We start from the raw sequence: 21186 nt of genomic DNA, 5'->3' as shown, positions 1-21186 counted from the left end.
GGGCGTTATTGGACGCGTCGGCGTGCTTGGTCCGGGGGAGGCACGCGGGCGGCGCGGACGTCCCGCGAAGGTGGCGCAGGGCAGGGACATCGCCAAGCCCTTGCGTTCGGTGCGGGCGCCCACATATCACCATAATCGAAGATGACCCAACCCGCCGCGCCTGCAGCATTGGTCGGTGCGGCGGCCCCACTGGAGCTTGCCATGTCTGTCACCACCACGCGATCCGATTCCACGGGCCTCGGGCCTTCCGTCGCTGCGCCGGCATCAGCCGTCTCGGGCGACGCTCTCATGCGCGTGGCCCGCGTGGTGGACGGCCGCGCCAGCAGCGACGGCGACGGTGTGAAGCTCACCCGCGTGCTGGAGCCGGAACTCGCGGCGTTGATCGACCCCTTTCTGCTGTTCGACGAGTTCCGCTCCGACACGGCGGCCGACTACATCGACGGCTTCCCGCCGCACCCGCATCGCGGCTTCGAGACCGTCACCTACATGATGGCCGGGCGCATGCGCCATGGCGACAACAAGGGCAACCACGGCGACCTCTCCCCCGGCAGCGTGCAATGGATGACGGCCGCGCGCGGCATCGTCCACGAGGAGATGCCGCAGCAGGAGCAGGGGCTGATGTGGGGCTTCCAGCTCTGGGTGAACCTGCCGGCGGCCCACAAGATGGACGACCCGGCGTATCAGGACATCGCGCCCGAGCGTATTCCTGAGGTGCAGCGCGCGAACGGCGTGCAGGCGCGCGTCGTCGCCGGCAGCTTTGCCGGCGACGACGGCACGCCCGTGCACGGCCCGGTGCGCGGGCGCCCGACCCAGCCCACCTATCTCGACCTGACCGTTCCGGCAGGCCAGACCTTCCACTGGACCGCACCTGCCGGCCACACCGTGCTGGTGCACGGCATCGAGGGCGAATTCGGCGTCGGCCCGGATGCCGCGCCGCTGCGCCCGCACCGCATGGCCATCCTGCGCGCCAGCGACACCGCGTCCGTGCTGCGGGTGCAAGCAGGCGACACTCCGGGCCGCTTCCTGCTCATCGCCGGACGGCCGCTACGCGAGCCGGTGGCGCACTACGGCCCGTTCGTGATGAACACCCGCGAGGAAGTGATGCAGGCCGTGCAGGACTACCAGGCTGGGAGGTTCTGAACGTCCGAGGGGCGCGCCCAAGGAAACGCCGGGCCGTTCCCAAGGTTCCTTGACCCCCTCGGGGGGCGGACGCTGCAGGGCAGCGGCCTGGGGGCACTCCACCCATCAAGCGCTGCGGTCGTGCACCGGCGCCTGCTCGGCATGGGCATGCACGGCGGCGAGCGCTGCGCGATGGCAGGCGCCGCGAGTGGCGAATGCGACAACTGTCAAGACCACGGCAGGGCGCATCAAAACAGCATGCCCTGCCGCGCATCCACCGCCCGCACGCTGCACGGTGGGCGAAACGCGCTGCAGTCCAAGGCCGTTAACCCGCCTGCGCGCAGACCGGCGCGGGCGCTGGCTTTGGCGATGCGTTGGCGGATGAGGTCGGCCCAGGGGCCGGTGCCGTGCATGCGCTGGCCGAAGCTGGCGTCGTAGTCGCGTGCCGGGCGGCCATGATGCGCGGCGCGTTGCGCCGGGACGATGCCGTGCAGGTCCTGCACCCGCGCCATCACCCGCGCGGCGCGCTCGGGGACATGCACCTCCAGCCATCGCCGGAACAGCGGCGCCACTTCCCAGGGCAGGCGCAGCACGGTGTGGTGGATGCTGCGCGCGCCGGCTTCGACCGCGGCCTGGATGATGGTTTCGATTTCGCCATCGTTGATGAAGGGAATGATGGGCGCGACGTTCACGCCCACCGGCACGCCGGCCAGAGCCAGCCTGCGCACCACCTCCAGCCGGCGCTGAGGCGCGGCGGCGCGGGGCTCGAGGATGCGGGCGAGCGGCGCGTCCAGCGTGGTGATGCTCACGCTCACCCAGGCGCGGCCGGTCTGCGCGGCGGGGGCGATGAGGTCGAGGTCGCGCAGCACGCCGGCGGACTTGGTGATGATGGCGTAAGGATGGGCGCAGTCGCCCAGCACCTGCAGCACGGCGCGGGTGATGCGCAGTTCGCGCTCGATGGGCTGGTAGGCGTCGGTGATGGAGCCGATGGCGATGCTGCTGGCCTGGTGGCCGGGCCGTGCCAGTTCGCGCTCCAGCACACTGGCGGCGTTGATTTTCGCCACCAGCCGGGTCTCGAAATCCAGCCCGGGGGAGAGGTCCAGATAGGCATGCGTCGGCCGCGCGTAGCAGTAGATGCAGCCATGCTCGCAACCGCGGTAGGGGTTGAGCGAGAGGGTGAAGGGAATGTCGGGCGAACTGTTGCGCGTGAGCAGGGAACGCGCCTGCTCGTGGGTCACGGTGGTGGCGGGCGGCGGGGCCTCGCCGCGGGTGAGCACGTCTTCATCCAGCGTGCCCCAGCCGTCGTCGAAGGCATCGCGCGCGTTGTGCTCGAAGCGGTGGGCGATGGGCACCGCCGTACCCCGCCCCTTGAGCGCGGCGCGGCCTGGATCGGGAACGGCAGCGGCGACTGCTGCACGGTGGATGGGAATGGTTTTTGCGGGCATCACGATGCCTGAATAACTGGATAAAAACCAGTTTATGCCTGGCCTGGTGCGACCGCAAGGACGGTTCTGATCAAGGCCGACGCAGCCAACGCCACCAAGCCGCTGCCGGCGCGGCGGCTGAAAGGCGCATGACGCAACAGAATGGGGAGAAATGCTGGCGTCGATCAAGTCGCGCCAAAGCCCCAGCGCCACAGCAGATACACCGCCAGTCCCCCGGCGATGGCGGCCAGCAGGCGGCGCGTGCCCAGCACCAGCAAGGCGCTGGCCAGGGCGCCGGCCAGCCAGGGGTTGCGCCAGCTCAGGTCCCAATGCTGGCCGTCGGGCAGCAGCACCATGGGAGCGACGATGGCCGTGAGCACCGCCACCGGCACATGGCGCAGCGCCTGCCGCACACGCGGTGAAAACCGCAGCCGGCTGCCCAGCCCGAACAGGGCGTAGCGGATGGTGAAGGTCACCGCCGCCATCCCTCCGATCACGGCCCAGGGCGTGGCGTTCATCACGCATTCTCCGTGCTGTCGGGCTTGGGTGAGCGCGCGGCGGCGCGCGCGTCCAGCCACACCCCGACCAGCACCCCGGCGAGCGCCGCTGCCAACAGCGAAAGCTTGTAGGGCAGATCGCGCGCCAGCAAGGCCACCGCCGCCGCGGCGAGGCTGGCGGCGATGCTCGGCGCGTCGCGCAACAAGGGCACGACGATGCCCACGAACGTGGCCACCAGCGCGAACTCCAGCCCCAGATGCGCGAGCGCCGGGCTGGCCTGCCCCAGCCACACGCCAGCCGCCGTCCATCCCAGCCAGTTGGCGTACATGATGGCGCCGGAGCCCGCCGTGTACCAGTGCTTGAACGGGGCGCCGTCGTCGCGCGCGTAGCGGTGATACACCACGGCATAGGTTTCGTCGGTGAGCCAGAAGGCCAGCAGCATGCGCCAGCGCTGCGGCAGGCGCGCCACCTGGGGCTGCAGGCTGGCGGAATACAGCACATGGCGCAGATTGACCACCAGGGTGGTGAACACCACGATCAGCCCGCTGGTTCCGCTGCCGAGCAGGCTGAGCGCGATGAACTGCGCCGACCCGGCAAACACCAGCGCCGACATCGCCAGCGCTCCGCTGATGCCAAGCGCGCTACCCGCCGCCAGCGCGCCGAAAATCAGCCCGAAGGGGGCGGCCCCCAGCAGCAGCGGCACGGTGTCGCGCACGCCGCGCCGGAATTCACGGCGGCGGTCTGGCCAGGCGGGAGGGGGCGTGAGGGCGGATGCGGACATGCCGCGCAGACTACAGGGTCTGCGGCAGCTGGTCTTGAACGTTCTTGCGCTGGTATCCGCTATCAGCCCCGCGCTCGATTCGATAGGCCCCCGGGGTCACGCCGAAAGCACGTTTGAACTGCCGGTGCAGATGCGACTGGTCGGCAAAGCCCAGCGCCGCAGCGACCTTCGCCGGAGCTTGCCCACGCCGCAGCAGGGTCTTGGCCTGCGCCAGTCGCCATTGGTTGCGCCAGGCGTGCGGCGGCATGCCGACATCGCGGGCAAACACCCGGTTCAAATACCACGGGCTCAAGCCCACGGCGCTTGCCAACTCGGCCAGGCCCAGTGCTGCCCCGGCATCGGCGCGCAGCAGGTCTTGCGCCCTGCGCACCGCCGTGGTTTCGCGTCCGAGGCGGCGTGGTTCAACCCCGGCGTGCCGCAGCAGCAAATCGCCCATCGTCGTGCGCCAGGCGCTGGCGCGGTGCAGGGCATCGGCTTCCTCATGCAAGAGCATGTGCAGGCGGCGCAAGGCCTGGAACAGCGGCGGGTCGGTGAGCACCGCGGCGCCGAAGGCGGGCGGCGCTTCGGCGCCGCCTGGCAATTCCGCCATCAGCGCAGCCAGCATGTGCGGCGCTGGATAGAACACGCGGTAGCTCCAGCCCCATTCGCAACCGCGCTGCCCAGTATGCGACGCGCCCGGCGGCACGATCACCATGCTGCCCGCCGGAGCCAGCCATGTGTCGCAGCCGCAGCGGAATTGCTCGGCACCCTGCTCGATCAGCGCGATGACATAAGTGTCATGCACATGCGGCGTGAAGCGATGCGCCCAATAGCTTGCAGTAAGCATCTCCATGCCCGCAAAATCCGGGGCGAAGGCGAAGCGGGCTTGTTCGCGTGTCGGGTCTGTTCGGGGCATGGGTTGCGAGCCTGCTGCGTGTGTGGCATTCCAAGGACTTCAGCACGACGTATGGTAGGCCGGCGCAAGCACCGCAAAGGACGAGAATGAGGCCGTGTCCACCTCTGCATGTCGATCGACCATGAAACCTGTTTTGATGGTGACGGGCGGCAACCGCGGCATCGGCGCGGCCACGGCGCGACTGGCCGCGATGGCGGGTTATGCCGTCTGTCTGAGTTACCGCAGCCATGCCGACGAAGCCGCCGCGGTGGTGGCGGAGATACGGATGGGTGGCGGTGAAGCCGTCGCGGTCGCTGCCGATGTGGCGCTGGAGTGCGAGGTCTCGCGCTTGTTCGAGCAGGCCGACGCCCTGGGGCCGCTGCGGGCGCTGGTGAACAACGCGGGCATGCTGGAGCCGCAGGCGCGGGTGGCGGAGATGGACGCCGCGCGGCTGACGCGAGTGTTCGCGGTCAACGTCATCGGCAGTTTTCTCTGCGCGCGCGAGGCGGTGCGCCGCATGTCCACCCGGCAGGGCGGCGCGGGCGGGGCCATCGTCAATGTCTCGTCCGCCGCGTCGCGGCTGGGCTCGCCCGGCGAGTACGTGGATTACGCCGCGTCGAAAGGGGCGATCGACACCTTCACCATCGGCCTGGCCAAGGAGGTGGCGGCCGAGGGCATCCGCGTCAACGCCGTGCGCCCCGGCGTCATCCACACCGCCATCCACGCCAGCGGCGGCGAGCCCGGCCGGGTGGATCGGGTGAAAGCGGGCGTGCCGATGCAGCGCGGCGGCCAACCCGAGGAGGTGGCGCAGGCCATCCTCTGGCTGCTGTCGGACGCGGCCTCGTATTGCACCGGCAGCCTGCTCGACATCAGCGGCGGGCGCTGACATCACGGAGACAGACCATGTACCTGCCATCGCATTTCGCCCAGCCCGACGCGCCGGCCCTGCGGGCCTTGATGCGCGACCATCCGCTGGCCACTCTCATCACACACGGCGCGCCGGGGCTGGACGCCAACCCGGTGCCGCTGCTGTGGCTGGACGACGGCTCACCGCATGGCCTGTTGCGCGGCCATGTGGCGCGGGCCAACCCGGTGTGGCGCGACACGCCGCCGGGCAGCGAGGCGCTGGCCGTGTTCCACGGCCCCGACGCCTACATCAGCCCGAACTGGTACGCCACCAAGCGCGAGACCGGCAAGGTGGTGCCGACCTGGAATTACGCCGTGGTGCACGCGCGCGGCCCGCTGCGGGTGGTGGACGATGCGGCTTGGCTGCGTGAACTGGTGACGATGCTGACCCGCACCCACGAGGCCGCGCTGCCCCGCCCGTGGGCGGTGAGCGATGCGCCGCCGGACTACATCGAGCGCATGCTGGGCGCCATCGTCGGTATCGAGCTGCCGCTCAGCAGCCTGCAGGGCAAGTGGAAGGCGAGCCAGAACCAGCCTGCCGAGAACCGCGAGGGTGTCGTGACCGGACTGCGCCAGCGTGGCGGAGCGGCCGATCAGGCGATGGCCGATGTGGTGGGGCGCGCAGGTTGAGACGGCGCCCTCAAGAAACGCCGGGCCGCCAGCCGCCTGAGTCGTCTGGCCTTCGTGCCGTCCAAGCCTGCACTGGCAGGCTTGGAGCCGCGGCACTCAGCCCCAAGTTTGCTCGGGAGGCGCGGCGCAGAGCATGCGCCGAGGCCATTCGCCTGGCGCGCGAACCGGCGCAGGCCTGGGGGCGATCTCAGGTGATGAGCCCCTGGTGCATGGCGTAGCGCACCAGATCGGCGTCCTTGTCCAGGCCCAGCTTGGCCATGAGACGGGTCTTGTGGGTGCTCACGGTCTTGCCGCTGATGTGCAATTCCTCGGCAATGCCGTTGACGCTGCTGCCTTGCGCCAGGCGCATGAAGACCTGCATTTCGCGGTCCGACAGGCGCAGGTGCGGGGTCTCGGTGCTGTCGCCATCGTCGAGATGGATGGCGAGCTGGTCGGCCACGACGGCGGTGAGATAACGCCCGCCGCGCGCCACTTTGCGGATGGCCTCGATCACGATTTCCGGGCTGCAGCCCTTGGTCAGATAACCCGCTGCGCCGTTGCGCAAGGCGCGCAGGGCGAACTGCTGCTCGGGATGCATGCTGAGGATGAGCACCGGCAGGCCGGGCTTGACGAGCTTGATGCGCTTGAGCAAGTCCAGGCCGTTGCCGTCGGGCATCGACAGGTCCAGCAGCACCACGCTCCAGTCCTCCTCGCGCATGCGCTGCAGCGCCTGGCCGGGGTCGGCGCACCAGGCGGCCTCGATGGAGTTGGCCTGCAGAAACCGCGCCACGCTCTCGGCCAGCAAGGCGTGGTCGTCGACGATGAGCACGCGCAGGTTGAGCTTAAGCATGGCCCGGCTCCTGGGGCGGCAGGCAGACCCGGACCATGGCGCCGCCTTCTGGCGCCGGGCCGTGGCTGAAGCTGCCGCCCATCAGCAGCGCGCGCTCGCGCATGCCGCGCATGCCATAGGTCGGCCGCAAGGCCTCGGCGGGCGCCGCGGCAAAGCCCTTGCCATCGTCGCGCACTTCCAGGCAGACGCCCTCGGGCCCATCGGCCAGCTTCAGCCAGGCCTGGCTGGCCTGGGCATGGCGCGCGATATTGGTCAGCGCCTCCTGGGCGATGCGGAAAATCTCAGTCGCCATCAGTTCCCCAATCGGCGCTTGCAACCGGGCGCTGCAGCGCAGGCGTATGCCATAGCGCGCGCGGTGCTGGTCGGTCAGCCAGCGCAGCGCCGGCTCCAGGCCGAGATCGAGCACGCTGGGCCTGAGTTCCGCGGCGACGCGGCGGCCCGAATCGGCAGCGGCGTCGATCAGCCGGTCCATGTTCTCGAACAGCTGCGCATGGGCGTTGCCGCCGGGTTTGCGCAGCAGATGATGCAAGGAGGCCAGATCCATTTTCAGCGCCGTGAGCACCTGCCCCAGGTCGTCGTGCAGGTCGCGCGCCAGGCGTGCCCGCTCCAGCTCGCGCACGGATTCGAGCCGCACCGCCATGCTGCGCAACTCGGCCGACATGTCGCGCAACTGGCTTTCGCGCAGATGGCTCTGGCTCACATTCAGCATGATGCCCACCGACTCGGCCAACAGCGGGCCGAGCGGTCTGGTTTGCGCCCGGATATTGACCCATTTCGGCCCATGCGGCGTTTGCAGCCGCCCCTCCCAGTTCCACACGCCGACGACCGCGCTGGCCTGCAGCTTCGCATGAAACGCCGGCAGGTCGCGCGCGTCGATCAGGCTGAGGAATCCGGAGCCCTGCGCATTCAGCCCCTCGTAGGCGAGGCCGCAAACCGCCAGGCAACAGGCGCTGGCATAAGTGAAATGCAGTTGGTCGCCGGCATGCTCCAGGCTGAAGACGAAGCCAGGCAAGCGCTCGATCAGGTGACAGGCCTCGGCGGCCGGCAAGGCGGGCGACGGCGCAATTTCTGGCGGCCGCCCGACATGGCTCGGCTTGGCGCCGGTGGCGGGTTCGGTGCGTGAGTCGCGGCTGCCTGCATGCATGGCTTCAAGCCCGAGTTGGCGAGGCGAAACGGAACGGATCCAAACCTTGCAGCAGCACTCTGCGCGGCCGCGGCGTGTTGATACCAGCGGAAGCTGCGGACAGACGCTTGCAAGTGATAGGCATCGAGTTTTCGAGCTCTCGTGGCGGTGCGGACCCCGGAACGACACCCCGCGCAACCGAGGGAATTGTCGGATGCCCTGCCGCGCCCAGGCATCCCGCAAACATGGGTTGTCAGAATATTCCGACACGCGATTCAGTCGATTGCTGACAGTTGCAATCCGAAACACCCGATGGAGATATCACCTGGCGCCCGCCAGAATTCAGCCATCGAAATCCGGCAATCCTTCACATCCAGTTGCCAGGTTTGCGGCTTTTGTCACCCATCAGCCGACAGTGGAGCACAACGCGTGAAAACCTGGCATGCCCCTTCATGGCGCTGGTCGGAGCCTTGGTCATCGGCCTGAGCTTTGGCCAAGCCGAGGCCGCTGCTGAAACCGCCGTTGACGCGCAGATCGGTGTGCCGGGCGGCGTTGTCGCAGAGCAGTGGGCCATCAATTCTCGCTTCACCGCACGCACCGGGATTCATGGGTCGGATGACAGGGGCATTATCAAATCTAGAAAGGTCAAGCCATTACTGGGAAGGCACCCTTTAGAAGCGATCTTCCAGCGGGCTAGCGCGGTTTTCAACAACCGCTTTGATTTGAACGGGCAGCCGCGGCAGCAAATCTATCAAACAAACGGTATGGCCAACATATTGGCGGCCGACGGCTCGATCAATCACAAGGTTTCATTTTCAAAGAACGTCCCTTATTCCGGCTTCGGCTGGGGGAAGCAAGGGCCAACAGAAGGCTGGCAGTTCAGGAGTGACGTTGGCGTGGCTTATCAAGGGCAGATCAATGTGACGGCCGCAGGGCGGGCGTTCAGAGCCAACCTGGATTTCAGGCCTGATTCAGACCGAACCGGCGCGGCTCCTGAACACATTAAGTGGATATCGTTGGCATCCGGTACTCCAGATCGGTATGGCCTACGGTTTTTGAAACCGACCTGCCATTTATTTTATTCGTTTTTGTGGATTGGGCATCATGAATACCAATTATTTAAAAATAAGCGCCTTGGCCATCTTTTTTGCAGCGACCGTATCCGGCTGCGGTGGAGGGGCGGCAAGCACGGTCGGTGCGGCAGGCACGACGACATTTGCAGCAACCGGCGTTGTGCCATGCAAACCCACAGTCAGTAATCCGTCCAATTGCGCCGTGAGTGCCGCAGTCGGCGGTGCGCCCGCAGCGCCAACCACTCCAGTGCCCTGGCGAGTGTGGCAGCCGACGACGCCGGTGACACCGCCGTCCACAACCGGCAAGACCTACTACGTCAGCCCGACGGGCAGCGACGGCAACAACGGCACATCGATGGCGACGGCCTTTGCCACACCCCAACATGCGGCCGATATTGTGCAAGCGGGCGATACCGTATTGATCGCGGCCGGGACCTACCACGGCACCCTCAACCTGATCAACGGCGCCAGTGGCGTGGCCGGCAAGCCCATCACCTTCGGCTCCTACGGCAATGGACCCGTCATCATTGACGCTTCTCCCGTCATCGCAACAAGCGCCTGGAGGCAGGTTTCCGGCTCGGTCTGGCAGGCGCCGCTTGGCGTGACACCCGATGCGGTCGTGGTGAACAGTGTGCCGCTCAGGCCGGCGCTATCGGCGGCGTACCAGGCCACCTCGTCGCCCCCGCCCACCGACGCCAGCCTCGTGACGCCAGGCTCGGGGCTTTGGGCCTACACCTCCGGGGTGCTGAGCGTGGACTTCGGTGGCACCACGCCGGCAGCGGCCAATATCGTCATCCCGGCCCAGTCCAACCAGAATCCGATCTATTGGTTCAACAAGAACTATCTCATCTTCAATGGCTTGACAGCGCAAGGCTCGGGTGCCGGCGGCATCTGGGGCTACGGCAGCAACATCCTCGTCAGCAACTGCAACGCACAGTTCAACGACAAGGCCGGCATCAACTTCATGGCGATCGGTGGCGACGGCGCCAACAACGCCAACAACCAGGCCCTTTACAACCGCGTCTACCAAAACGCCATGCTCAACTGGCCACGCGGCAACAACGGCTTCGCCTCGTCCAGTGGTGGCTGGAGCGGTGGCCTGGTGTTCACCAACAGCCTCAACGGCTTGGCCCGTGGCAATGTGGTCTACGACAACGGTGGCGAAGGCATCATCTCCTACGGCAGCGCCCCGGGCGTGCAAACCGGGGGCACGGTGTTTGAGCAAAACGTGTCGATGGACAACTGGTCGGCCAATATGTACTTCGACAACCAGCCCAACGATATTGCACGCCAGAACATCCTGTACTTCAGCGGCTACAACCAGAGCGACTGGATTCATCCCTACGATCCCAATGTCTACCCATGGAGCACGATGTATAAGTTCAACTCCGGCATATCCATCGGCGATGAATGCGGCTCCTCCGGGGCCAACCCCTGCACCGCCAATCTGGCCAACACGCAGATCTACAACAATCTGATCGTGGGGTTCCGAGTGGGCATTGCCGAGTACTGGGAAGGCAACGCCATGCTCACCAGCAGCAGCCAGCATGGGCTGAAAAATACATTGATCGCCAACAACACCATCGTGATGCCACCGACGACGCCGCCCGGCACATACGCGATCGGGCTGTATCTGTGGGACAACGGCGCCAACAACTACAACAGCCAAGTCGTCAACAACCTCATTGTCGGCTTCGACAAGACCGAGCCGGTGATCTGGTATCAGGGCACTGGGGCCGATCCGGGCGTGAGCATCAACAACAATGCCTACTGGAACGCGGGCTATGCCAACACCTTCAACCTGGGGTTCAATCAGGTGGCGAATGACACGTTCGCGCAGTGGCAGGCCGCATCCGGGAACGATGCGCAGGGCATGTTCGGCAATCCGATGCTGACCAACCTGGGCGCGCTGGGCAATCCAAGCGCAGCCCCGTACAGCTATCTCAACGCGGTTCCCGCCGCGGGTTCCCCGCTGATTGGCAAAGGGCAGACCCTGGCGGCCTTCTCGACCAACTTGGCTGGTGCCGTGCGCTCTGGACCCTGGACTATCGGAGCCTTCTGAGCGCCCCCAGCAGTCCGCCAGCGGACTCCCCCCGAAGGGTCAAGACAACTCGGGAGCGGCCCTGCGTTTCCTTGAGCGTCCAAGAACATGCTGCCTCACGGCAGCCCTCGCAAGCCCACCTCGATGAACGGACGGTGGGCTTTTTTCTGTGCGCCCAGCGGGGGAGTCCCTGCTGAAAGATGAAAGACCTCTACCAGCCCGGTAAGGGGAACGGTTAGACAAAGGCAACGGTTTCATGAGCGACGGACCTGCTCATGCGCTGCCCCTGGGGATTCGTAGCAGGCAGGTTTAGGGTTCGATCAATGGTTCAGTGCGATGGGCGCCAGCCATCGTTGAGCGTCTTGAGGAAGGCGATGATGTCGCGCATGTCCTGCGCGCTCATCGCCGGCTTCTCTCCCGGCTTGCGGTTGAACGGAGGGTCGATGGTGTCGATATTGGCGTGGTATTCGGCGGGAAGATCGTTGTATTTCTCGACCTTGCCATCGGCGCCGACCGGATAGATGGTTTGCGGCTGCACGTCGCGGAAGTTGTAGAAGTCGAGCACCTGCTTCAGGTCGTGATACACGCCGTTGTGGAAGTACACCGGGCGCTGCGCCACATTGCGCAAGGTGGGGGTGAGGAACATGCCGCAGTACTGGGTCTGGTTCTTCAAATCCGTGCGGAAGGGGCCGCACAGGCCGAGGTCGACATAGCGCGGGTTTTTGTTCGCCGGAATGTGCGGATTGCGCGGCACGCCCAGTGCCTCGTACTGCGTGTCGGTGAACAGTGGCGGAAGCCCGTTCGCCGTCGGTTTGTCGAGATGGCAGGCGGCGCAATTGCCCTTGTGCACATCGTTGAACGCCAGATAGCCGCGCATCTGCTGCGCGCTCAAGCGCGCCTTGCCTTGCAGCCAGGCGTCGTATTGGCTCGTGAAGGGATGAAAGCTCGGATCCTCGATCTGGTAGCGGGCGATGGCGAACAGCGCCTCGGCCACGGTTTGCTGCGGATCTAGGAACACATTGGGGCCGAAGAGCTGGGTGAAGTCCTTGGCATACGGCTGCCGCCGCAGGATGGCGGCCACGCGCTGCGGCGAGCCGGCGTCCATTTCCACCGGGTTGAACAGCGGTCCATCGGCCTGCTGCTGCAAGGTGTTGACGCGCCCATCCCAGAACAAGCCGCCCTGCGGCACCAGGTTTTGCGCCGTGGCTGCCGTGCTTTGCGCAGTTTTGGTGATGCGCGCTGCGTCCTGGCCCAACTGGATGAGGCGTTGCAGGGTGATGGTTTCGTTCTCCGCGTTGTCGGGACCGATGGAGAAGTTCTGCTGGCGGTAGAGATAGGCCAGCGAGGGCGGCGGGCGGTAGCCCGGCGTGGTGAGATGCGGGCCGCCCAGCATCACCGGACCGCTGGCGCGGGGAGGATCGTTGTGAGCCCCCACGCTGACCTTCGGTTCGCTGCCCCCCAGGGGGGCCAACCCCGCCCCGGTGCGGCCCAGCGGCGGGTTGTATGCATGAGAAGGATCGTGACACGACGCGCACGACTGCTCGCCGGAGGCCGACAGCGCGGTGTCGAAAAACAGTTGCCTGCCCAGTTGCGCGGCGGCCGACAAGGGCTGGTTCGGTGGCAACAACAGTGGCACCGGATGCGGGTTGCCGCCCAGTGCCAGCGTGGTGCTGTCGATGGGGTGCAGCAGCCAGTCCATCGGCGTGAGATCGGGCTGCTGTGCAGCCACGTCCAGCATGGCGACTGCGGCGAGCGCCACGAGCGATCCGCCGATCCACCAGGCACGCCGCCGCCCCTTGCGCGTGGCGGGCGTCTTGAAGAGCGGTGCCGCAGGTGAAGTCAGACGAGGCTCAGGGGGAGGCGACATGATGTTTGCACTCAACATGACACTCTCCCCACGCGCGGGGGAGGACGGGAGGGGCAGGCGTGAGGGACAGGCGTGAGGGACAGGACCATCCTCCCCACCCCGGCCCTCCCCACCGGGGGGAGGGAGGGCACTTGCGCCGACCTCAGTTCTTCGCCACTGCAGCCGCGCTGGCCTGCTTCATCAGCACCGGCGCTGCGTTCAACGGCGTGCCGTAGGTGGAGTCGAGATACAGCGGCGCGTTCGCCCCGGCGCTGCCGGAAAAATTGAACATGTCCATGATCGACCCCGTGGTGGCGTCGAACGAGCCGCCGCCCAGGCGCTGCCCACCCAGCCAGTTGTCTTCGATGAACCGCACCACCGAAGCCTGTGAGATCGGGGTGTTGCTCACATAGTTGACCTTGGCCCAGGGCGAGATGACGAGGAAGGGAATGCGCGTTCCGGGGCCGCAGCGGCCGTTGACCGGCTTGCCGTTCACACCGTTCATCGGCGTGGCGCCTGCCGTGCCGCAGAGGCCGGGGCCATCGAGCTGGTCGGCCTGGCCGTCGAACGAGGGGTTGGTGGTGGTGGCGAAGGCGTGGTCGTACCAGCCGTCGGAGTCGTCCCAGGTGACGATCACCACGGTGTCTTTCCACTGCGGTTGCTGCTGCAGGAAGTTGACCACCTTGGTGACGTAAGCCTGTTCGTCGAGCGGGTCGGAGTAGCCGGCGTGGCCGTCTTCATAAGCGGGGGCTTTGAGGTAGGACACGGCGGGGAAGTTGCCTGCCTGCACCGTGGCGAAGAAGTCCTGCATGCCGTACTCGTGGTTGGCCGGGTCGGGGGTCTTGCCGTCGGCTTCCAGGGTGTGGCCGATGGCCGCGACCGTGCTTGGCCGTGCATGCGTCGGATTGGCGGTGGAGGCGAAGTACTGGAACCAGTTGTGGTGCTGGATGTAGTCGTTCACATTGCCGCCGACCACCGGGGAATAGGTGCTGCGCTTGCAGCCGGTGGTGCCGTTGGCGTTCACCGTTTGCAGGTTGAAGCCACCCATGAAGCCGCCCCAGGAGATGGTCTTGGCGTTGAGCAGATCGCCGATGTTCTTGCCCGTCATCATCACCTGGTCGGTGGTGCTGGAGCACACGTCGTGGCCGGGATCGACGTCGTTGATCATCGTGAGCCCGCCCTGGCCGTCGTTGACGTAGTACGAGTAGGCGGACGTGGTGAACGGCTGCTTGCTGGTCGCCACGATCTGCATGCCGTTGGTCTGGCCCGACACCACTTCCAGCGCGCCGGGGGTGGAGGGGCCGTAGGTGTCGGTGTAGGCGTTGTCGCTCATGGCGAAGTGCTGGGCGTAGTTCCACATCGCGGTGGCGGTGTTGCCGTCGAAGTAGCCCATCACCTGGCCCTTCGTGCCAAAGGCGCCGACGCCACCCGTCGTGGCCTTGCCGGTGTAGAGCGGAAACAGGTCGGCTTTGCCGCCGTCATACGCTTGCTGCTCGGCCGTGTAGGCGTGGTTCTGGTCGGAGGTGTTGGCCTGGCTGCGGTCGAGGCGGAAGGGCTCGGCGGCGTCGGCTCCGTTGGCGGTGTTGGTGGCGTTGGGGTTGTTGGTGAGCAGATTGGCGCTGACCAGGTTGTTCACCGTTGGCGTGCCGGCAGCGGCGGCAAAGGCGGGCTCGCCGGCGGGGTTGGTCGCCGTTGGATACGTGGCGAAGTAATGGTCGAAGGAGACGTTCTCCTGATAAATCACCACCACATGCTTGATCGGCGTGGCTGTCGCCAGCGCGCTGGCGGCGGTATAGACGGGTGCGGCCGAGGCGGTGGTGGACGAACCGCCACCGCCACAGGCGGCCAAGGCGCCGACGACGGCGGCCGTGGCGGCCGTCGCCAAAAAGGTTTTGCGCAACATCGAAACTCTCCCTGAAGAAGTCGGGCCGGCAATGGGCTGACCCGGTGCATCACCACTTTAGGCAGCCCCCGTGCAAGGAAGATGACAGCGCGCCCCAAAACACCCATCGTTTCACTTGCAACATTCGGTCACGTTCGGAGCCGTGCTCCGGCCCCGGCGCGGCCGTTGCCAGGGCAAGCGGTTCCCCCCTGTCCGAAACGCCTGCGGCCGCGTTAAGCTGATCGGCCTTGCAAACTCCATGCATTCGCGCTTGGCCAGGGCCAATTTCCTTCGATATCGATGCACGCCCCTCGACTCATTCCCGAAGCAGCCTGGCTGGAGCAACTCTCGGCTTGCGTGATCGTCGTCATCGACGGCAAGCTGCGGTATGCGAATGCCTCGGCGCTGTGCTTGCTGCAGGCGGAGTCGCCAGGCGAGGTCATCGGCCATGCCGTGACCGACTTCATCCACCCCCTGGACGTGTCGCGCGTGCTGGCGCGCATCCGCCGCGCCCAGAGCGAGGCCGTGACCAACCCGGCGACCGAGTTCCGCGTCTACACCTGCCGCCGGCGCCTGCTGGTTCTCGCCATGACCAGCACCCATTTCGAGCACGACGGGCAAGCGGGCGTGCTGGCCACCTTTCTCGACATGAGCGAACGCGCGGCGATGGAAACCCGGCTGCGCGAAACCGACGAGAACTTCCAGCGCATGATGAACACCATGCAGGACGTGTTCTACCGCACCGATGCGCAGGGCATCACCCGCTATGTCTGCCCGGCGGTGAAGAACGTGCTGGGCTATGAGGCCGAAGACATCATCGGCTTGCCGGCCGGCGCGTTCTACCCCGATCCCAGCGAGCGCGAGGCGCTGATCGCCGCCATACGCCAGCATGGCCAGGTGCACGATTTCCCCGGCCGCATGCGGCGCAAGGACGGCGCCATCATCGACATCTCCATCAGCACCCATGCGCTGTTCGACGAGCAGGGTCAGTACGCCGGGGTGGAGGGCATCTGGCGCGACATCACCGAGCGCAAGCGCATGGAGCGCGAGCTCGAACGCCTCGCCACCTACGACACCCTCACCGGCCTGCTCAACCGGCGCTGCATCATCGAGCAGTTGGAGCAGGCGCTGAAGCGGTGCACAGACGGCCGGGCGCACAAGCCATTGGCCGTTTTGCTGCTCGACCTCGACCACTTCAAGCGCATCAACGACAGCCACGGCCACGCCGTGGGCGACCGCGTGCTGCGCCAGTTCGTCGATGTGGTGATGGCGCAAAAGCGCGGGTCGGAAGAGTTCGGCCGCCTCGGCGGCGAGGAATTCCTGCTCATCCTGCGCGATGCCGACGAAGACATCGCGCAGCAGGTGGGCGAGCGCATTCGCCAGGCGGTGGAAGACGCGATCATCGCGCTCAAGCCAGGCCTGACCATGCGTTTGACCGTGAGCATCGGCCTGGCCCAGGCCCGCTCCACCGACCGCAGCCCCAGCGATGTGCTGGAGCGCGCCGACCACGCCCTCTACCAGGCCAAGCACCGCGGCCGCAATCGGGTCTGCGCCTGAATCCCGCGCCGTATCGGTGGCCTCGACACGGCAACCACCGCAGCCGGCGTCGCGTCAACAAGCCCTAATTCGCGGCTAAGACCGCCTGCATACATTGCGTTACATGCGGCTGCGCTGACGGGTTGCCGCGGGTCATCATTCAGGGAGCGAAAAACATGGACGCACACAACACACCGCCCGCCTTGGGACATTGGAGCGAACTGGCCAAGGTGCCGGTGCTCATCACGCTGTGGTTCTGGATCATCAAGATCATGGCCACCACGGTGGGCGAAACCGCGGCCGACTTTCTCGCCGTCGACCTCCACGCCGGCCTGGTCGCCACCTCGCTGGTGATGACCGGCCTGTTCGCCGTGGTGCTGACGGCGCAGATGCGGGCCAGACGCTACATCCCCTGGTTGTACTGGCTCACCGTGGTGCTCATCAGCGTCGTGGGCACCCTGCTGACCGACAACCTCACCGACCGACTCGGCCTGCCGCTCGTCGTCAGCACGGCGCTGTTCGCGCTGGCGCTGGCAGCCACCTTCATCGCCTGGTATGCCCGCGAGGGCAGCCTGTCGATTCACAGCATCGTGCGCGGCCGGCGCGAAGGCTTCTACTGGGCCGCCATCCTGTTCACCTTCGCCCTGGGCACCGCCGCCGGCGACCTCGCGGCCGAGCGCCTGCAGTTCGGCTACGCCAACTCGGCGCTGGCGTTCGGCGGGCTCATCGCCTTGGTCACGCTGGCGTATTACGCCTTCAAAGCCAACGCCGTGCTCGCGTTCTGGCTGGCCTACATCCTCACCCGACCCTTCGGCGCGACCTGCGGCGACTGGCTGTCCAAGCCTGCTGCCGAAGGCGGCATGGGCCTGGGCACGGTGGGCACCAGCGCGTTGTTCCTGGTGGTCATCACGCTGCTCGTGACTTACCTCACCATCAGCCGCAAGGACGCGCCGCGCCCTGCCGTCTGAGCTGGACGGGGGCGTGGCCCTGCAGAGCCATGGCTGCGCTCCAGGATTGCCGTTGAACCCCTGCGCCAGATCGGTGCGAGGACCGCGCGCATCTCTGGAGAGGAGCAAGGCAAGGGGCGCGGGAAGATGGGCGCGTTGGGGGAGCGGCAACAGGCACAGGAACGGGCGCGGGAAAGGGCGCGGGAAAGGGCACGGGAAGCGCCTACCATCGAAGCTCAGTTGAAGCTCCGCCGCTGCCCTCATGAGTCCCGATACCCTCATCGCCCAGGATCAGGCACGCAGTCCCATGCGGAGCAACGGCCTGTTCGCGCGACAGGAGGACGAGCAAGCCTTCCGGCGCGGCGAGTGGGACTACATCGGCGCGCGCCTGCGCAGCCTGGGTCTGTGGGGCACGGTCGCCTTCATGCTGGCCTCGATCACCGACTTCACGGTGCTCGGCGCCTCGCCCGTCTATTTCGGCCTGCTCGCGCTGCGCTTCGTCGTGCTCGGACTGGGCGCGCGCCTGGTGCTGCTGGGCCGCAAGCCCGAGGCGCCCGCGCCGCAACGCCTGTCGCGGGCGCTGCTGGTGTTCGAGGTCGCCATCCTCGTCATTTTCCTGCTGGTGGTGGCGGCCTATGGCGGCGCGGTGGACTATCACGCCATCACCGCGCTGCTGCTGACCATCGCCCTGTATACCTACGCGCCGGCCCTGAGCTCCGGCTCGCTCTGGATCGGCCCGGCGTTCACGCTGGTGTTCCTGCTCGAAGCGGTGTTCGTGCTGCGCGCACCGGCCAAGGTCAGCAGCATCGTCGCCGTGCTGCTGGTGTTCGCCAATTTCGCCGGCTGGCAGGTGGCCACGCAGCTCAACCGCATCCAGCGCCTGAATTGGCTCGACCGCCAACGGCTGCGCCGCGAAGTGGTGGAGCGCCTGGCCGCCGAGCAGCGCGCCCTGGCTGGCGAGGAGAACCTGCGACGCCTGTTCGACACCACGCCGGTGCCGATGGTGCTGGTGCACCAGCCCGACGGCCAGGTGCTGCGCTACAACCAGGCGGCCGAAAGCCTGCTCGACCCCGCCGGCAAGGTGCGCGCCGGACTCGTTCCCTTCAGCACCGATTTTTATGCCGACCCGGCACAGTCCGCGCAATTGCGCGCGACGCTGCTGCGCGACGGCCGCCTCGGCCCGCTGGACGTGCAGCTCAAGACCACCGACGGCAGGCCGGTGGAGGTGATGCTGTCGTCGACTCTGATGCAGTTTCACGGCGAGCCGGCCACCATCTCCAGCCTGGTGGAAATCACCGCGCGCAAGAATTACGAACGCGAGCTGCAGCGCCTGGCGCAGACCGATCCGCTGACCGGGCTGCTCAACCGGCGCGGTTTCTTCGGCCAGGCCGCGGTGCTGCTGCATGCCGTGCGATCGCGCGGCGAGACCATGGCCGTGCTGCTGATGGACGCCGACCACTTCAAGCGCGTCAACGACACCCACGGCCATGCGGTCGGCGACGAGGCGCTGCGGCAGATCGGCAGCATCATCCAGGCGCAGTTGCGCGATGCCGACGCCCTGGCCCGCGTCGGCGGCGAAGAGTTCGCCGGCCTGCTGCCCAACACGCCGCTGCCGCAAGCCATCGACATCGCCGAGAGCATCCGCGACGCCATCGCCAGACAAGGCCTGCACTGCGTCGGCGTGCGGGTTCAGGTGAGCCTGAGCGTGGGGGTGAGCTTGGTCGGCGCGTCCGAGCAGCGCATCGACGAAGCGCTCAGTCGCGCCGATCGGGCCATGTACGCGGCCAAGCTGGCCGGGCGCAACCGTGTCGACCAACTGGTCTGATGCGGGCCATCCTCCGCGTCAAACTCCAGCCCCCGCCCGACCGCACGCTCGACTGCCAAGAGACAAGCCGATGTCCGCCCCCAGTTCCAGCACGGCTTCCAACGCCGCCACGGCACCGCCCTCCACCCCGCGGCTGACGGCCAGCGGCCTGTTCGCCGAGGACCTGCAGGACGACGCCTATGTGCTGGCCAATTGGCCGCGCATACGCGGGCGCGTGCGCGACATCGGGGTCTATGGCGGCAGCGCGTTCCTCCTCATGGGGCTGGTGGACTATGCCATTCTCGGCCGCGTGCCCATGCTCGCGCTCATCCTGCTCGGACGCCTCGGCGTGGCCGGTTACGGCTGGCAGGTCACGCGCCAAGGCCGGCGCCCGACCATCACGCTGGAGTTGCTGCCGCGCCTGCGCCGGCAACTCTTCCTGTTCGAGCTGCTCACGGTGCCAACCTTCCTGCTCGAGGCCGGGGTCTTGCCGACCTCGGCTGCCTTCAGCATCATGAGCGCCCTCACCCTGGTGTTCGCGCTCTACGCCTTCGCCCCGCTGCTGTGCCGATATTCCCTCTGGCTCGGGCCTGTGCTCACCCTGCCTTTCATGGGCATGGTCGTTGCCGGGTTTCCGCTGGATTGGCGCTTGCCCGCCAGCGCCGCGCTGCTGCTGGGCTTCGCCAACATCGCCGGTTGGCAACTGGCCGTGGCGCAGGCGCGCCATCTGCGCCTGGCCTGGCTCGACCGCGAAGCCCTGCGGCTGGAAGTGGCCGAGCGCAAACTCGTGGAGCAAGCCCTGGAGCGCAGCCAAACCCATCTGCGCCGCCTGTTCGAGGCGGCTCCGGTGGCCATGGTGTTGCTGCGCCTGGAGGACGGGGCCATCCTGCGCTACAACCAGGCCGCGCGCACCTTGCTCGACCCCAAAGGCCTCAGCCGGCAACCGCTGGTTTCACTCGACTTCTACGCCGACCCGCAGCGCCGCGAACTCTTGCGTGCCCACCTGCGCGCCGGGCAGGCGCTCAGCCAGATCGAGCTGCAACTGCGCAACGCCGAAGGCTTGCTGCGCGACACCCTGGTGTCGGCCCAACCCATCGAGCACGAAGGCCAGGCCTGCGTGCTGATCGGTTTGACCGACGTCTCCGGCCTCAAGCAGCTGCAGCGTCAGCTGCAGCAACAGGCCGAGCAGGACATGCTCACCGGTCTGCCCAACCGGCGGGGTTTCGTCGCCGGCGCCAATGACCTGCTCGACAGGTCCGACTCGGCGCTGGCGCTGCTGATGATCGACCTCGACCATTTCAAGCGCATCAACGACAGCCACGGCCACCGCGTCGGCGATGAAGTGCTGGAGCAGTTCGGCGCCTTGCTGAACGCACACATGCGCCAGGGCGACCGGGTGGCGCGTTTCGGCGGCGAAGAGTTCGTCGTGCTGCTGGCCGTGGCCAGCGGCCGGGCCGCGGTGGACGCCGCCGAGCGCATGCGCAGCTATGTCGAGCAGCACCCCTTCGCCACCAGCGCCGGGGTGCTGCGCCTGAGCGTGAGCATCGGCCTGGCGCTGCGCGAACCCGGCAAGCCCGTGCAGAATGATCTGGCCAGCTTGCTGCAAGCCGCCGACGACGCGCTCTACCGCGCCAAGCAAGGCGGCCGCAACCGCGTGGAGATGCAGGCGCTCGGGGCTTGAGGGGAAACTGAGCGTCTACGGTGGCGAGGTCAAAAAAAACCGGGATCGCTCCCGGTCAAGTCCAGCCTTGATGTGGTCATCCCCATCGACGCGGTGGTTCCAGCGGTCGGCGTCGCCGCTGAGCTTCAGCGGCGACGCCTTGAACCGCGAGGCCTGCGCCGGGCCGCCGAACGAGTTGGGCTCGCCGTAGGC

At 67.0% G+C, this 21186-nt stretch carries 17 protein-coding genes; 9 read left to right on the top strand and 8 right to left on the bottom strand.

Features of this window, described 5'->3' with window-relative positions; translation table 11 throughout:
* The first annotated feature begins 288 nt into the window (after positions 1-288).
* Positions 289-1140: a pirin family protein gene (locus THIX_RS01960; protein WP_112488074.1), complete on the top strand. Its 852-nt coding sequence runs from the start codon at positions 289-291 to the stop codon at positions 1138-1140.
* 227 nt (positions 1141-1367) lie between these two features.
* On the opposite strand, the gene THIX_RS01955 is transcribed toward THIX_RS01960, so the two are convergent.
* The 4 genes from THIX_RS01955 to THIX_RS01940 all read right to left on the bottom strand — a co-directional run bounded on the left by THIX_RS01955 (position 1368) and on the right by THIX_RS01940 (position 4717).
* Entirely contained in the window at positions 1368-2564 is a 1197-nt protein-coding gene (locus tag THIX_RS01955) for a PA0069 family radical SAM protein (protein WP_112484615.1), read from the bottom strand.
* Positions 2565-2728: 164 nt separating this feature from the next.
* The gene (locus THIX_RS01950) at positions 2729-3061 is read right to left on the bottom strand and encodes an AzlD domain-containing protein (protein WP_112484614.1); all 333 of its coding nucleotides are present in this window, start codon (positions 3059-3061) and stop codon (positions 2729-2731) included.
* Positions 3061-3822 carry an AzlC family ABC transporter permease gene (locus tag THIX_RS01945; RefSeq protein ID WP_112484613.1) on the bottom strand — a complete coding sequence of 254 codons (762 nt, stop codon included), beginning with the start codon at positions 3820-3822 and terminating at the stop codon, positions 3061-3063. Before THIX_RS01945 ends, THIX_RS01950 begins: the two co-directional genes overlap by 1 nt.
* Before the next feature lie 10 nt (positions 3823-3832).
* Positions 3833-4717 carry an AraC family transcriptional regulator gene (locus THIX_RS01940; RefSeq protein WP_112484612.1) on the bottom strand — a complete coding sequence of 295 codons (885 nt, stop codon included), beginning with the start codon at positions 4715-4717 and terminating at the stop codon, positions 3833-3835.
* Between the two features lie 121 nt (positions 4718-4838).
* Between THIX_RS01940 and THIX_RS01935 the strand changes: the two genes are divergently transcribed.
* On the top strand, positions 4839-5582 hold the full coding sequence (locus tag THIX_RS01935; protein WP_112484611.1) for an SDR family oxidoreductase: 744 nt from the start codon (positions 4839-4841) through the stop codon (positions 5580-5582).
* A gap of 17 nt (positions 5583-5599) precedes the next feature.
* Positions 5600-6232 carry an FMN-binding negative transcriptional regulator gene (locus tag THIX_RS01930; RefSeq protein ID WP_112484610.1) on the top strand — a complete coding sequence of 211 codons (633 nt, stop codon included), beginning with the start codon at positions 5600-5602 and terminating at the stop codon, positions 6230-6232.
* Positions 6233-6419: 187 nt separating this feature from the next.
* Here THIX_RS01930 and THIX_RS01925 read toward each other — a convergent pair whose 3' ends face one another.
* Together THIX_RS01925 and THIX_RS01920 are read right to left on the bottom strand one after the other, a co-directional pair.
* Positions 6420-7061 (bottom strand): response regulator transcription factor, encoded by a 642-nt coding sequence (locus THIX_RS01925; protein ID WP_112484609.1) that lies wholly within the window; start codon positions 7059-7061, stop codon positions 6420-6422.
* On the bottom strand, positions 7054-8205 hold the full coding sequence (locus THIX_RS01920) for a sensor histidine kinase (RefSeq protein WP_112484608.1): 1152 nt from the start codon (positions 8203-8205) through the stop codon (positions 7054-7056). The genes THIX_RS01925 and THIX_RS01920 overlap by 8 nt, the downstream gene beginning before the upstream one ends.
* A gap of 272 nt (positions 8206-8477) precedes the next feature.
* Here THIX_RS01920 and THIX_RS22855 point away from each other — a divergent pair, with 272 nt between their 5' ends.
* Both THIX_RS22855 and THIX_RS01910 read left to right on the top strand, forming a co-directional pair.
* Positions 8478-9443 (top strand): hypothetical protein, encoded by a 966-nt coding sequence (locus THIX_RS22855; protein ID WP_146748433.1) that lies wholly within the window; start codon positions 8478-8480, stop codon positions 9441-9443.
* A 16-nt stretch (positions 9444-9459) separates the two neighbouring features.
* Positions 9460-11319, top strand: coding sequence for a hypothetical protein (locus THIX_RS01910; RefSeq protein ID WP_146748432.1), 1860 nt, complete (start codon positions 9460-9462; stop codon positions 11317-11319).
* A gap of 307 nt (positions 11320-11626) precedes the next feature.
* On the opposite strand, the gene THIX_RS01905 is transcribed toward THIX_RS01910, so the two are convergent.
* Complete coding sequence (locus tag THIX_RS01905; RefSeq protein WP_112488073.1) at positions 11627-13165, bottom strand: cytochrome-c peroxidase; 1539 nt, start codon at positions 13163-13165, stop codon at positions 11627-11629.
* Between the two features lie 142 nt (positions 13166-13307).
* Complete coding sequence (locus tag THIX_RS01900; protein ID WP_112484605.1) at positions 13308-15047, bottom strand: phospholipase C; 1740 nt, start codon at positions 15045-15047, stop codon at positions 13308-13310.
* A 279-nt stretch (positions 15048-15326) separates the two neighbouring features.
* Here THIX_RS01900 and THIX_RS01895 point away from each other — a divergent pair, with 279 nt between their 5' ends.
* The 4 genes from THIX_RS01895 to THIX_RS01880 all read left to right on the top strand — a co-directional run bounded on the left by THIX_RS01895 (position 15327) and on the right by THIX_RS01880 (position 20994).
* Positions 15327-16583: a GGDEF domain-containing protein gene (locus tag THIX_RS01895; protein WP_112484604.1), complete on the top strand. Its 1257-nt coding sequence runs from the start codon at positions 15327-15329 to the stop codon at positions 16581-16583.
* 155 nt (positions 16584-16738) lie between these two features.
* Entirely contained in the window at positions 16739-17530 is a 792-nt protein-coding gene (locus THIX_RS01890) for a hypothetical protein (RefSeq protein ID WP_112484603.1), read from the top strand.
* A gap of 241 nt (positions 17531-17771) precedes the next feature.
* Positions 17772-19334, top strand: a complete 1563-nt coding sequence (locus THIX_RS01885) for a sensor domain-containing diguanylate cyclase (protein ID WP_112484602.1) — start codon at positions 17772-17774, stop codon at positions 19332-19334.
* A gap of 70 nt (positions 19335-19404) precedes the next feature.
* The gene (locus THIX_RS01880; protein WP_112484601.1) at positions 19405-20994 is read left to right on the top strand and encodes a diguanylate cyclase; all 1590 of its coding nucleotides are present in this window, start codon (positions 19405-19407) and stop codon (positions 20992-20994) included.
* Positions 20995-21186: the final 192 nt, after the last annotated feature.

This window comes from Thiomonas sp. X19 (assembly GCF_900089495.1).
Taxonomy (GTDB): domain Bacteria; phylum Pseudomonadota; class Gammaproteobacteria; order Burkholderiales; family Burkholderiaceae_C; genus Thiomonas_A.
This window is presented reverse-complemented; position numbering and strand designations above follow the sequence as displayed.

Coding starts and splice junctions, on each gene's coding strand:
- THIX_RS01960 (WP_112488074.1), top strand. CDS start 289: ATGCGCGTGGCCCGCGTGGTGGACGGCCGCGCCAGCAGCGACGGCGAC.
- THIX_RS01955 (WP_112484615.1), bottom strand. CDS start 2,564: ATGCCCGCAAAAACCATTCCCATCCACCGTGCAGCAGTCGCCGCTGCC.
- THIX_RS01950 (WP_112484614.1), bottom strand. CDS start 3,061: ATGAACGCCACGCCCTGGGCCGTGATCGGAGGGATGGCGGCGGTGACC.
- THIX_RS01945 (WP_112484613.1), bottom strand. CDS start 3,822: ATGTCCGCATCCGCCCTCACGCCCCCTCCCGCCTGGCCAGACCGCCGC.
- THIX_RS01940 (WP_112484612.1), bottom strand. CDS start 4,717: ATGCCCCGAACAGACCCGACACGCGAACAAGCCCGCTTCGCCTTCGCC.
- THIX_RS01935 (WP_112484611.1), top strand. CDS start 4,839: ATGAAACCTGTTTTGATGGTGACGGGCGGCAACCGCGGCATCGGCGCG.
- THIX_RS01930 (WP_112484610.1), top strand. CDS start 5,600: ATGTACCTGCCATCGCATTTCGCCCAGCCCGACGCGCCGGCCCTGCGG.
- THIX_RS01925 (WP_112484609.1), bottom strand. CDS start 7,061: ATGCTTAAGCTCAACCTGCGCGTGCTCATCGTCGACGACCACGCCTTG.
- THIX_RS01920 (WP_112484608.1), bottom strand. CDS start 8,205: ATGCATGCAGGCAGCCGCGACTCACGCACCGAACCCGCCACCGGCGCC.
- THIX_RS01905 (WP_112488073.1), bottom strand. CDS start 13,165: ATGTCGCCTCCCCCTGAGCCTCGTCTGACTTCACCTGCGGCACCGCTC.
- THIX_RS01900 (WP_112484605.1), bottom strand. CDS start 15,047: ATGTTGCGCAAAACCTTTTTGGCGACGGCCGCCACGGCCGCCGTCGTC.
- THIX_RS01895 (WP_112484604.1), top strand. CDS start 15,327: ATGCACGCCCCTCGACTCATTCCCGAAGCAGCCTGGCTGGAGCAACTC.
- THIX_RS01890 (WP_112484603.1), top strand. CDS start 16,739: ATGGACGCACACAACACACCGCCCGCCTTGGGACATTGGAGCGAACTG.
- THIX_RS01885 (WP_112484602.1), top strand. CDS start 17,772: ATGAGTCCCGATACCCTCATCGCCCAGGATCAGGCACGCAGTCCCATG.
- THIX_RS01880 (WP_112484601.1), top strand. CDS start 19,405: ATGTCCGCCCCCAGTTCCAGCACGGCTTCCAACGCCGCCACGGCACCG.